Source organism: Streptomyces sp. VRA16 Mangrove soil (assembly GCF_017377775.1).
Classification (GTDB): domain Bacteria; phylum Actinomycetota; class Actinomycetes; order Streptomycetales; family Streptomycetaceae; genus Streptomyces.
In genome coordinates, this window is record NZ_JAFVLN010000001.1 from 781,345 (window position 1) to 793,197 (window position 11,853).

The window sequence follows — 11,853 nt, forward strand, 5'->3', positions numbered from 1 at the left end:
TTCAGTCCCCGCTCACCAGAACCACCTCCAGGGTGCGCGGGCCGTGCACCCCCTCGACCCGGTCGAGTTCGATGTCGCTGGTCGCGGACGGGCCGGAGATCCAGGTCAGCGGGCGCGCCGGGTCGAGCCGTTCGAGGGCCTGCGGGACGGAGGAGACGACCTGGGCGGGGACGTGGACCACGATGACGTGATGGTCGGGGACCAGGGTGATACGGCGCCGGCCCTGGTCCGGGGAGCCGTCGAGGACGATCGTGCCGGTCTCGGCGATCGCCACCGCGCAGGCGGTGACGACACTGTCGACTCCGTCGAGTTCGGCGGGAGTGGTGCCGGGTTCGTCGGCGATGCGGGTGACATCGGTCCGCGCCAGCCACTCCTCGGGCAGGCCCGGGGGTGTCACTACGGAGCTCGTGCCGTGCTCGGCGAGGAGGCGGGCAACCGTATCGGCCAGTTCCCCGAAGGGGCACCGGTGCACGATCGCCCGATAGTCCGCCAGGTTCTCCGCCAGCAGCTCCACCGTCTGCTCGGTCGTGCGCTCGCCGTGCTCGCGCAGATAGCCGCGGTCGATGTCCTTCTCGTACGACACCGGTTCCCCGACCGGACCGCCGAGCGCGCGCCGCACCCGGCCCAGGATCACGTCCCTGCTGCTCACTTGCCTGCCTCCTTGCCGCCGTCGGTGCGCTGCCACCAGTCGCGGAACGGTTCCGGTGGTACCTGGGGCAGGTCGCGGGTGTCCGTCCACGCCCGGCCGGGGCCCGGCATGGTCCGCGGATGGAAGCGGCGGGTGCGCGAGGCGAGGCGCTGCCCGGTGGCGAGCGCCGCCGGGTGGGTGAACGCCCAGCGGGCGGCGCGCATCGCGGCCCGCTCGGCCGCGTGTCCCTTGGCCGGCTTCAGCTTCACCTTGGCGCCGCGCCGGGTCACCTCACCGCCCTGCACCACCCGCTCGCGCAGATGCACGAGGACCTCGGGGATGTCGATGGCGACCGGGCAGACCTCGTAGCAGGCGCCGCACAGCGACGACGCGTAGGGCAGCGAGGCGTCGATCTCGCTGGCCGTGCCGCGCAGTTGCGGGGAGAGGATGGCGCCGATCGGGCCGGGATACACCGAGCCGTAGGCGTGGCCGCCCGCACGCTCGTACACCGGGCAGACGTTGAGGCAGGCCGAGCAGCGGATGCAGCGCAGGGCCTGGCGGCCGACCTCGTCGGCGAGGGTGTCGGTGCGGCCGTTGTCGAGCAGGACCAGGTGGAAGGTCTGCGGGCCGTCGGAGTCCGTGGTGCCGGTCCACGTCGACGTGTACGGGTTCATGCGCTCGGCCGTCGAGGAGCGCGGGAGGGTCTGGAGGAAGACCTCCAGGTCCTGCCACGTCGGCACGATCTTCTCGATGCCGACGACCGAGATCAGGGTCTCGGGCAGGGTCAGGCACATGCGTCCGTTGCCCTCGGACTCGACCACGACGAGGGTGCCGGTCTCGGCGACCATGAAGTTGGCCCCCGAGATGCCGACCTTGGCGCGCAGGAACTTCTCGCGCAGATGCAGCCGGGCCGCCTCGGCGAGCTCGGCGGGGGTGTCGGTCAGGCCCTCGGGGGCCGGGCGGCCCCAACTGCCCATCTCCTTGGTGAAGATGTCGCGGATCTCGCCGCGGTTGCGGTGGATGGCCGGGACGAGGATGTGCGAGGGACGGTCCTTGCCGAGCTGCACGATGAGCTCGGCGAGGTCGGTCTCGTAGGCGTGGATGCCCTCGGCCTCCAGGTGCTCGTTGAGGCCGATCTCCTGCGTGGCCATCGACTTGACCTTGACGACCTCACGCTTCTCGGCGTCACCGCGGTCGGCCTCCCGGACCAGCCTGGTCACGATCCGGTTGGCCTCGTCGGCGTCGGCGGCCCAGTGGACGGTGCCGCCCGCGGCCGTGACCGACTCCTCCAACTGGACGAGGTAGTGCTCCAGATGGCGGAGCGTGTGGTCCTTGATCTGCTTGCCGGCCTCGCGCAGGCGTGCCCAGTCGTCGAGTTCGGCGACGGCGCGGGCCCGCTTGTCGCGGATGGTGTGGGTGGCGTGCCGCAGATTGGCGCGCAGGGTCGTGTTCCGTACGGCGTCGTGCGCGGCCTTCGGGAAGGCGGGCATGCCGACAAACGTGCCGCCGCTCATGACAGGGGCTCCTCTTCCGTGCCGGCCAGGATCTCCGCGATGTGCACCGACCGCATGCCGACCTTCAGGCGTGTCATCGTGCCGCCGATGTGCATCAGGCACGAGTTGTCCGCGGCGCACAGCGTGTCGGCGCCGGTGGCCTCGGCGTTGCGGACCTTGTCCGTGCCCATGGCCGCCGAGACATCGGAGTTCTTGACGGCGAACGTGCCGCCGAAGCCGCAGCACTCCTGCGCGCCCGGCAGCTCCACCAGCTCAAGTCCCCTGACCGCGGAGAGCAGCCGGGTGGGGCGGTCGCCCAGGCCGAGGGAGCGCAGGCCGTGGCAGGTCGGGTGGTACGTCACCTTGTGCGGGTAGTACGCGCCCACGTCGGTCACCTTCAGCACGTCCACCAGGAACTCGGTGAGCTCGTACGTCTTCGGGATCACCGGCGCGAGCTGCGTGGCGAGCCGGTCGCCGCGGCCCTCGGCGCGCGCCCGCTCGCCCATCCGCGGGTACAGCTCGCGCACCATCGCCGCGCACGAACCCGACGGCGTGATGATTGCGTCGTAATCACCCGACGCGATCCCCGGGCCGAAGACATCGGAGTAATGACGGGCCAAGGGCTCGGCCTCATGACGGTAGCCCGTGTTGTAGTGCGGCTGTCCGCAACAGGTCTGGGCTGCCGGGAAGTCAACCTCCACACCCAGTCTGGTCAGCAGTTTCACCACAGCCCGGCCCGTGTCCGGATAGAGCGTGTCGTTGACACAGGTCAGGAAGAGCGCGACACGCATCGTGGCCCCTTCGTGTGATCGGTACGGCTTGGTCATCGGATGGATACAGCGACTGCGTGCAGCGTACGTGCTCGAAGGCTCCGGGTCACGGGTTGGCGACCCGGGCGTGCGCCGCAGTCCACACCGCACGGTCACCGCGCGGCTCGTAGCGCGTCAATGGCTGCGTCGCGGCCAGGAGTTGACGCATCGCCGCACGGTCGCCCAGCACGCCGTCGGCGCGCGCCTGCACGAGGACGTTGCCGAGCGCGGCCGCCTCCGCGGGGCCCGCCACCACCGGGAGCCCGCAGGCGTCGGCGGTCAGCTGGCACAGCAGGTCGTTGCGGGCGCCGCCGCCCACGATGTGCACGACGTCCACCGGACGGTCGGCGAGCCGCGCCGCGTCCATGACCGCGCGGCGGTGGGCGAGGGCGAGCGAGTCCAGGATGCAGCGGGTGGTCTCGGCGCGGGTGCGGGGTTCGGGCTGACCCGTGGCACGGCAGGCCGCCGCGATCCGGTCCGGCATGCCGCCGGGCGCCAGGAAGTCGGTGTGGCCGGCGTCGACCACCGAACGGAGGGGCTGCGCCTTCGCGGCCTCGTCGAGCAGGGACGCCAAGTCGGTGTCCTGCCAGGTGCGTTGGCACTCCTGGAGCAGCCACAGGCCCATGATGTTGCGCAGGTGGCGGACCGTGCCGTCGATGCCGAGTTCGTTGGTGAAGTTCGCGGCGCGGCTCTCCTCGGTCAGGACGGGTGCGTCGAGTTCGAGGCCGGCCAGGGACCAGGTGCCGGTGCAGATGTACGCGAAGTGCTGCGTGGTCGCCGGGACCGCCGCCACCGCGGACGCCGTGTCGTGGGAGGCGACCGTCACCACCGGCACCGGCCCGGTCAGGCCCGTCTCCTCCAGGACGTGCGGGAGGAGGTCGCCCGCCGGGTCGCCGGGGCGACGCAGGGGCGGGAAGAGGGCGAGGTCGATGCCCGCCCGGGACGCGACGCCGTGCGCCCAGTCGCCGGTGGTCGGGTCGATGAGCTGGGTGGTGGAGGCGTTGGTGAGCTCCGTGCCCTGCTGTCCCGTCAGCCAGTACGTGAGCAGGTCCGGGATCAGCAACAGACGCGCCGCCGCCGCGTGTTGGGCGGTGCCCTGCGCCGCGGCGAGCTGGTACAGGGTGTTGAACGGCGCGTACTGGATGCCCGTGGCCGCGTACAGCTCCGCCGGGGGGATCGTCGCCCAGACCTTCTCGGCGATGTGGTCGGTGCGCGTGTCGCGGTAGTGGAACGGGTTGCCGAGGAGGTGGCCGTCCGCGTCGAGGAGGCCGTGGTCGACGGCCCAGCTGTCGATGCCGACGGAGCGGACGCCGCCCGTCTTGCGGAGGCCGTCGAGGATGCCCGTGTACAGGCCGAGGATGTCCCAGTGCAGGCCGTCCGGGGTGCGGGCCGGGCGGTTCGGGAAGCGGTGGGTCTCCGTGAGGGTGAGGGTGTCCGGGGTGACCTGGGCGGTCATGACGCGGCCGCTGGAGGCGCCCAGGTCGACCGCGGCGTAGGGGGAGTTGGGGGAGTGGGGCATGTGGGTGGCTCCGGGTGGGCTGGGGTGGTCGTGCGCGGTACGGGTGGGGGAAGGGGGCGGCGGTCCGGTCGCCCCGCCTCCCCTTCCCGTCCCGAGACCGGGGGGCTGCGCCCCGGACCCCCATCGTTGTTCTTCGTCCGGTGGTCGGTGGGGGCTTGTCGCGCCCGCGCGGCGGAGCCGCATATCGACTCGGCCCCGCGCCCCTGACGGGGCGCCTTGCTACCTGAGGAACGCTGCCGCGACCCCCGCGTCCACCGGCACGTGCAGCCCCGTCGTGTGGGTCAGCTCGCCGCCCGTCAGGGCGAACACCGCGTTGGCCACGTGCTCGGGGAGGACCTCGCGCTTGAGCAGGGTGCGCTGGGCGTAGAACTCGCCGAGCTTCTCCTCCTCCACCCCGTACACGGCGGCGCGCTCGGCGCCCCAGCCGCCGGCGAAGATGCCGGAGCCGCGCACGACGCCGTCGGGGTTGACGCCGTTGACGCGGATGCCGTCGCCGCCCAACTCGGCGGCCAGCAGGCGGACCTGGTGGGCCTGGTCGGCCTTGGTCGCCGAGTACGCGACGTTGTGGGGGCCGGCGAAGACGGCGTTCTTGGAGGCGATGTAGATGATGTCGCCGCCCATGCCCTGCGCCTTCATCACGCGCGCCGCTTCGCGGGAGACCAGGAAGGAACCGCGCGCCATGATGTCGTGCTGGAGGTCCCAGTCCTTGGCCGTCGTCTCCAGGAGCGGCTTGGAGATGGAGATCCCCGCGTTGTTGACCACCAGGTCGACGCCGCCGAACGCGAGAGCGGCCGCCTTGAAGGCCTCGGCGATCTGCTCCTCCGACGTGACGTCGACGGCGACCGCGACCGCCCTGTCCCGGCCGCCGAGCTCCTCGGCGACCGCCGCCGCGCCCTCCGCGTTGAGGTCGGCGACGACGACGCATGCGCCCTCCGCGACCAGCCGGTGCGCGATGGCCTTACCGATGCCGGAACCCGCGCCCGTCACCAGTGCCACGCGGGTGGCCAGGGGCTTCGGCTTCGGCATCCGGCGGAGCTTGGCCTCCTCCAGCTCCCAGTACTCGATGCGGAACTTCTCCGACTCCTCGATCGGCGCGTAGGAGGAGACCGCCTCGGCGCCGCGCATCACGTTGATGGCGTTGAGGTAGAACTCGCCCGCCACGCGCGCGGTCTGCTTGTCCTTGCCGAAGGAGAACATGCCGACGCCGGGGACGAGGACGATCGCCGGGTCCGCGCCGCGCATCGCGGGGGAGTCCGGTGCCGCGTGCCGCTCGTAGTACGCCGCGTACTCCTCGCGGTAGGCGGCGTGCAGCTCCTTCAACCGGGCCTCGACCGCGTCGAGTTCGGCGGTCGGCGGCAGGTCGAGGACGAGCGGGCGCACCTTGGTGCGCAGGAAGTGGTCGGGGCAGGACGTGCCGAGCGCGGCCAGGCGCGGATGCTCGGCCGCGGCGAGGAAGTCCAGGACCACCGTCGAGTCGTCGAAGTGACCGACCTGCGGGCGGTCGGCGGACGCCAACCCCCGGATCAGCGGCGCGAGTCGGGCGGCACGGTCGCGGCGCTCGGTCCGGGCCAGGGGCTCGTACCCCTCGACGGCCGGGCCGAACGGGTCGGCCTTGCCGTGCTCGGCGAGGAACGTCTCGGCGGTGCGGATGATGAAGAGGGAGTTCGCCTCGCACTCCTCGGCCGTGTCTCCCCACGCCGTGATGCCGTGCCCGCCCAGGACGCAGCCGATGGCCCGCGGGTTGGCGGCCTTGATGGCGGAGATGTCCAGGCCGAGCTGGAAGCCGGGACGCCGCCACGGCACCCACACGACCTTCTCGCCGAAGCAGGCGGCGGTGAGCTTCTCTCCGTCGGCGGCGCAGGCCAGCGCGATCCCGGAGTCCGGGTGCAGGTGGTCGACGTGCGCGGCGTCCACCAGGCCGTGCATCGCGGTGTCGATGGACGGGGCGGCGCCGCCCTTGCCGTGCAGGCAGTAGTCGAACGCGGCGACCATCTCGTCCTCGCGCTCCACGCCCGGGTAGACCTCGGTGAGCGCGCGCAGCCGGTCGACGCGGAGCACCGCGAGCCCGGACTCCTTGAGCGTGCCGAGGTCGCCGCCCGAGCCCTTCACCCACATCAGCTCGACGTCACCATCGGTGACGGGGTCGGTCGCGGTGCCCTTGGCGGACGTGTTGCCGCCGGCGTAGTTGGTGTTGCGGGGATCGGCGCCGAGCCGGTTCGAGCGGGCCAGCAGCGCGGCGACTTCGGAATGTGTGGACATGCGGGTTCCTCAGGAAGGCGGGGGAGTTGTGACGGACGTACGGACGAGCGGGCTCAGGCGCCCCACCCCGCCTGCTCCCCGCCCACCCGCTCGGCGACGATCCGCTCCTGCCAGCCCGACGCCTTGTACCCGGCGACCGGGTCCGGGTTCAGGCCGCGCTCCTCGCGCCACTCGGCGAGCAGCGGGCGGACATCGGTGTTGTACGCGTCCATGAGCACGGCGTTGGCGGTCAGCACGTCACCGACGGCCTGTGCGGCGGCCAGGGCCTCGCGGTCGACGAGGAGCGCCTTGGCGGTGGCCTCCTGGACGTTCATCACCGAGCGGATGACGGCCGGGATCTTCGCCTCGATGTTGTGGCACTGGTCCAGCATGAACGCCACGTTCGTCGCCGGGTCGAAGCCGCCGTTGCCGGCGACCTCGTGCAGGATCCGGAAGAGCTGGAACGGGTCGGCGGCGCCCACCATCAGGTCGTCGTCCGCGTAGAAACGGGAGTTGAAGTCGAAGCCGCCGAGCTTCTTCTCACGCAGCAGCAGCGCCACGATGAACTCGATGTTGGTGCCCGGCGCGTGGTGACCGGTGTCCACCACGACCTGAGCGCGCTCACCCAGCTTCAGGCACTGCACGTACGAGGTGCCCCAGTCCGGCACGTCCGTGGTGTAGAAGGCCGGCTCGAAGAACTTGTACTCCAGGAGCAGCCGCTGGTCGTCGCCGAGCCGCTCGTAGACCGTCGCCAGGGACTCGGCGAGCCGGTCCTGGCGGGCCACGATGTCGTCCTGGCCCGGGTAGTTGGTGCCGTCGGCGAGCCAGATCTTCAGGTCCTTCGACCCGGTGGCGTCCATGATGTCGACGCACTCCAGGAGGTGCTCGACCGCCTTGCGGCGCACCACGGGGTCCGGGTGGCAGACGCTGCCCAGCTTGTAGTCGTCGTCCTGGAAGGTGTTGGAATTGATGGTGCCGAGCTCGACGCCGCGCTCCTTGGCGTACGCGGACAGTTTCGTGTACCCGTCGGAGCCGTCGACCTTGTCCCACGGAATGTGCAGCGCCACCTTCGGCGCGATCCCGGTGAACTCGTGCACCTTCGCCGCGTCCTCCAGCTTCTCCTGCGGGGTGCGCGGCACACCGGCCTGGGCGAACACCTTGAACCGGGTGCCGGAATTGCCGTAGCCCCAGGACGGCGTCTCGATCCGCTGGTCGGCGAGTGCGGCCTTCACGGCAGCGATGTCAGGCATGTCCACCTCTGGGTGCGCGGTCTGCGTTGTCCGTATGAGTCATCGGTATGAATCATCCGTATGAATCGATTCACTTCGCTGGGGAAGTTAACCCCGTGCGAGAGGACCGTCAAGGGGTCTCACGCAAGGTCGTGCAAGGTCAATGGAGTTACTCAATCGTGTTGCCGTGCGCGGATCGGTCCGTCGTCGACCCCTTGACCTCTCCGGAGCGGCGCGACTAGCTTCCGGGCAACTTCACTGAAACATTTCACCCCAGCCGTCCACTCACATCAGCCGCCCACTCACATCAGCCATCCACCCGGGCAACTCATGGAGGCATGCAATGACGCATCCTGAACCGGAGCGGACTCCGGTGCTCGCTCTGGAGGGGGTGAGCAAGTCCTTCGGTGCCGTGCGCGCCCTGCGCGGGGTGTCGCTCCAGCTGTACGCGGGCGAGGCCCACGCCCTCGCGGGGGAGAACGGCGCGGGCAAGTCGACTCTGATCAAGACCCTCGCCGGGGTGCACCGCGCGGACTCCGGCACGGTGCTGCTCGACGGCGCGCCGGTGGAGTTCCACGGCCCCGCCGACGCGCGCGACGCGGGCGTGGCCGTCATCTACCAGGAACCGACGCTCTTTCCCGACCTGTCGATCGCCGAGAACATCTTCATGGGCCGCCAGCCGCGCCGGTCCCTCGGCCGTGTCGACCACCGTTCCGTCAAGGCGGCGACGGCCGCCCTGTTCAAGCGGCTCGGCGTCGACCTCGACCCGGACCGGCCGGCCCGCGGCCTGTCCATCGCCGACCAGCAGCTCGTCGAGATCGCCAAGGCGCTCTCCTTCGAGGCCCGCGTCCTGATCATGGACGAGCCCACCGCGGCGCTGACCGGCAGCGAGGTGGCCCGCCTCTTCGGCGTCGTCCGGGCGCTGCGCGAACAGGGCGCGGCCGTGCTGTTCATCTCGCACCGCCTGGAGGAGATCTTCGAGCTGTGCCAACGGGTGACAACGTTGCGCGACGGCGCCCTGGTCGCCAGTGAACTCCTCGACGGGCTCACCGAGGACGACCTCGTGCGCCGCATGGTCGGCCGCGACCTCGACGAGCTCTACCCCAAGCAGGACAACGAACCCGGCGAAGTCGCGCTGAGCGTACGTCGGTTGACCCGCGAGGGTGTGTTCACCGACGTCTCCTTCGAGGTGCGGCGCGGTGAGATCGTCGGCCTCGCCGGACTCGTCGGAGCCGGCCGCAGCGAGGTCGCCCGCGCGATCTTCGGCGTCGACCGGTTCGACGGTGGTGAGGTCGAGGTGCTCGGCCGGAAACTGAAGCCCGGCGCGCCGAGCCTCGCCATGCACGCCGGGCTCGCCCTCGTCCCCGAGGACCGGCGCGCGCAGGGCCTGGTGATGGACCTGTCCATCGAGCGGAACATCGGCCTGACCGGATTCGCCGCTACGTCCCGCGCCGGCCTGATGAACCGCGGGGCCGAACGCAGCCGCTCGCAGGACTGGTCGGTGAAGCTGCAGGTCAAGTACGCACGCCTGGCCGACGTCGTCGGCACCCTGTCCGGCGGCAACCAGCAGAAGGTCGTCCTCGCCAAGTGGCTTGCCACCGGGCCGCAGGTGCTCATCGTCGACGAACCGACCCGCGGCATCGACGTCGGCACAAAGGCCGAGGTGCACCGTCTGCTGTCGTCGCTCGCCGCCGACGGGGTCGCGGTGCTGATGATCTCCTCCGATCTCCCGGAGATCCTCGGCATGGCCGACCGCGTCCTCGTCATGCACGAGGGCAGGCTGACCGCCGAACTCGCCCGCGCCGAGGCCACCGAGGAGACCGTGATGGCCGCCGCCACCGGACGCACGACCCAGGGGAGGGCGGCATGACCGTCACCGCTCAACCGGTGCGCGAGGGCGCCGCGCCGCCGCCCACCGCGGGGCGCCGCCTGCTCGACAAGGTGTTCAGGGTCCGCGAGCTCGCCGTCGCCGGTGTCCTCGTCGTGATGCTGCTCGCCACCGAGGTGTACAACGCCGCGTTCTTGTCCGAGCAGGGCGTCAAGGACCTGCTGCTCAACGCCACCATCCTCGTCCTCGTGGCGACCGGACAGGCCGTCGTCGTCATCACCCGCAACGTCGACCTGTCGGTCGGCTCCGTCCTCGGCATCTCGGCCTTCGCCGCCGGGAACTACCTCCAGGGCGGCGGCAGTTCACTCGTCGCCGTGCTGTACGCGGTCGTCATCGGCGCCGTCTTCGGCGTCCTGAACGGCGCGCTCGTCAGCCTCGGCAAGGTGCCCGCCCTCGTCGTCACCCTCGGCACGCTCTACATCGTCCGCGGCATCGACTCCATCTGGGTCGGCTCCGAGCAGATCGTCGCCTCCGACCTGCCGAACGGCTTCGTCGACTTCGGCCACGACGGCCTGTGGGTCGTGCCCTACCTGGCGATCCTCGCCGCCGCCGTGCTGCTCTGCGTCGGCTACTACCTGCGCAGCTACCGCAGCGGCCGCGAGCTGTACGCGCTCGGCTCCAGCCCCGAGGCCGCCAACCTCGCCGGTGTCCCCGTCCGCAAGCGCACCATGACCGCGTACGCGCTGTGCGGCGCCCTCGCCGGACTCGCGGGCGCCCTCTACCTGGCCCGCTTCGGCAACGTCGACTCCGCCACCGGCAACGGCTACGAACTCACCGTCGTCAGCGCCGTCGTCGTCGGCGGTGTCGCCTTCACCGGCGGCTCCGGCAGCGTCTACGGCGCCGCCCTCGGCGCACTCCTGCTGACCTCCATCAACAGCGTGCTGCCCGCCATCGGCGTCAGCTCCGTCTGGGTCACCGCCATCAACGGGATCCTGCTGCTGCTCGCCATCGCCGTCGACCGGATCCTGGCGCTGCGCGTCGCCGCAGTGCTGCGCAAGCAGGCCGCACAGATGAGGAGCGCCCGCCATGCGTAAGAACTCCCGTGCCGGCGTGGTTCGTTGGGACACCGCCGTCGGCGCGCTGCTGATCGTGCTGCTGCTCTGCTCGTTCTCGTTCGTCGACAACTTCGGCAACGCGCTCAACCTGTCGTTCCTCATCGGCAACACGCTCCCGATCGCGCTGATCGCCCTCCCGATGACGATGCTCGTCGTCTCCGGTGAGGTCGACCTGTCGGTGGGTTCCACGGCCGGCCTGTCCGGTGCCGTGATGGGAGCCCTGTGGAACCACGGCATGGCCATCGAGACGATCATCCCGCTCTGTCTCGTCCTCGGCCTCGTGTGCGGGCTGGTCAACGGGCTGCTCGTGACCCGGCTCGGCCTGCCCTCGCTCGCCGTCACCATCGGCACCATGGCCGCCTACCGCGGCATCGCGCAGATCGTCCTCGGCTCGGACTCCGTGACCGACTTCCCCTCGCAGTACCTGGACTTCGGCGCGGGCCGTTTCGGCGAGTCCTTCGTCCCGTACGCCGCCCTGCCCTTCGTGGTGCTGCTCGCCATCGCGGTGGTCGTGCTGCACGCCACCCACCTCGGCCGCTCGCTCTTCGCGATCGGCGCCGGCGAGGAGGCGGCCCGGTTCTCCGGCATCCGCGTCAAGCGGCTCAAGCTGTCGATGTTCGTGACGACGGGCCTGCTCTCCGCGCTCACCGGCGTCTTCTGGGCGCTGCACTACGCCAGCGCCCGCTACGACAACGCCACCGGCCTCGAACTCTCGGTCATCGCGGCGGTGCTGCTCGGCGGCATCGACTTCGACGGCGGCAAGGGCACCCTCGGCGGGGCGATCGCCGGGGTCTTCCTGCTCGGCACGCTGCAGAACGTGATGAGCCTGCTGAACGTCTCCGCCCAGTCCCAGATCGTCGTCACCGGCGTCCTCCTCGTCGTCTCCGTGCTCGCGCCGCGCCTCGGCCGGCAGCTCGGCCAGGCCCGGGCCCGCAGGAAGACCGCGACGGCACCAGCAACCCCCTGACCAGGACACTCCCCTCTCCCCACACTC

General features: G+C 71.0%; 9 protein-coding genes. 3 read left to right on the plus strand and 6 right to left on the minus strand.

The annotated features are described in order from the left end of the window. Nucleotide 1: 1 nt before the first annotated feature. The 6 genes from J3486_RS03425 to rhaI all read right to left on the minus strand — a co-directional run bounded on the left by J3486_RS03425 (nt 2) and on the right by rhaI (nt 7,937). Nucleotides 2-649 carry an LUD domain-containing protein gene (locus tag J3486_RS03425; protein WP_207818395.1) on the minus strand — a complete coding sequence of 216 codons (648 nt, stop codon included), beginning with the start codon at nt 647-649 and terminating at the stop codon, nt 2-4. After that, complete coding sequence (locus J3486_RS03430; RefSeq protein WP_207818396.1) at nt 646-2,142, minus strand: lactate utilization protein B; 1,497 nt, start codon at nt 2,140-2,142, stop codon at nt 646-648. The genes J3486_RS03425 and J3486_RS03430 overlap by 4 nt, the downstream gene beginning before the upstream one ends. Beyond that, nucleotides 2,139-2,912, minus strand: coding sequence for a (Fe-S)-binding protein (locus J3486_RS03435; RefSeq protein WP_207818397.1), 774 nt, complete (start codon nt 2,910-2,912; stop codon nt 2,139-2,141). Before J3486_RS03435 ends, J3486_RS03430 begins: the two co-directional genes overlap by 4 nt. Nucleotides 2,913-2,997: 85 nt before the next feature. Continuing rightward, entirely contained in the window at nt 2,998-4,449 is a 1,452-nt protein-coding gene (locus J3486_RS03440; protein ID WP_207818398.1) for a rhamnulokinase family protein, read from the minus strand. Nucleotides 4,450-4,668: 219 nt separating this feature from the next. Next, nucleotides 4,669-6,708 (minus strand): bifunctional aldolase/short-chain dehydrogenase, encoded by a 2,040-nt coding sequence (locus J3486_RS03445; protein ID WP_207818399.1) that lies wholly within the window; start codon nt 6,706-6,708, stop codon nt 4,669-4,671. Nucleotides 6,709-6,761: 53 nt separating this feature from the next. Next, complete coding sequence (rhaI, locus tag J3486_RS03450; RefSeq protein ID WP_207818400.1) at nt 6,762-7,937, minus strand: L-rhamnose isomerase; 1,176 nt, start codon at nt 7,935-7,937, stop codon at nt 6,762-6,764. 322 nt (nt 7,938-8,259) lie between these two features. Between rhaI and J3486_RS03455 the strand changes: the two genes are divergently transcribed. The 3 genes from J3486_RS03455 to J3486_RS03465 are packed head-to-tail and all read left to right on the plus strand — an operon-like array spanning nt 8,260 to nt 11,826. Beyond that, nucleotides 8,260-9,786 (plus strand): sugar ABC transporter ATP-binding protein, encoded by a 1,527-nt coding sequence (locus tag J3486_RS03455; protein ID WP_207818401.1) that lies wholly within the window; start codon nt 8,260-8,262, stop codon nt 9,784-9,786. Continuing rightward, nucleotides 9,783-10,838, plus strand: a complete 1,056-nt coding sequence (locus J3486_RS03460) for an ABC transporter permease (protein ID WP_207818402.1) — start codon at nt 9,783-9,785, stop codon at nt 10,836-10,838. The genes J3486_RS03455 and J3486_RS03460 overlap by 4 nt, the downstream gene beginning before the upstream one ends. After that, complete coding sequence (locus J3486_RS03465) at nt 10,831-11,826, plus strand: ABC transporter permease (RefSeq protein WP_207818403.1); 996 nt, start codon at nt 10,831-10,833, stop codon at nt 11,824-11,826. The genes J3486_RS03460 and J3486_RS03465 overlap by 8 nt, the downstream gene beginning before the upstream one ends. The last annotated feature ends 27 nt before the right edge of the window (nt 11,827-11,853 follow it).

Excerpts from the sequence above, each read along its gene's own strand:
- J3486_RS03465 (WP_207818403.1), top strand. The coding sequence starts at position 10,831 with ATGCGTAAGAACTCCCGTGCCGGCGTGGTTCGTTGGGACACCGCCGTC.
- J3486_RS03455 (WP_207818401.1), top strand. The coding sequence starts at position 8,260 with ATGACGCATCCTGAACCGGAGCGGACTCCGGTGCTCGCTCTGGAGGGG.
- rhaI (WP_207818400.1), bottom strand. The coding sequence starts at position 7,937 with ATGCCTGACATCGCTGCCGTGAAGGCCGCACTCGCCGACCAGCGGATC.
- J3486_RS03460 (WP_207818402.1), top strand. The coding sequence starts at position 9,783 with ATGACCGTCACCGCTCAACCGGTGCGCGAGGGCGCCGCGCCGCCGCCC.
- J3486_RS03440 (WP_207818398.1), bottom strand. The coding sequence starts at position 4,449 with ATGCCCCACTCCCCCAACTCCCCCTACGCCGCGGTCGACCTGGGCGCC.
- J3486_RS03445 (WP_207818399.1), bottom strand. The coding sequence starts at position 6,708 with ATGTCCACACATTCCGAAGTCGCCGCGCTGCTGGCCCGCTCGAACCGG.
- J3486_RS03430 (WP_207818396.1), bottom strand. The coding sequence starts at position 2,142 with ATGAGCGGCGGCACGTTTGTCGGCATGCCCGCCTTCCCGAAGGCCGCG.
- J3486_RS03435 (WP_207818397.1), bottom strand. The coding sequence starts at position 2,912 with ATGCGTGTCGCGCTCTTCCTGACCTGTGTCAACGACACGCTCTATCCG.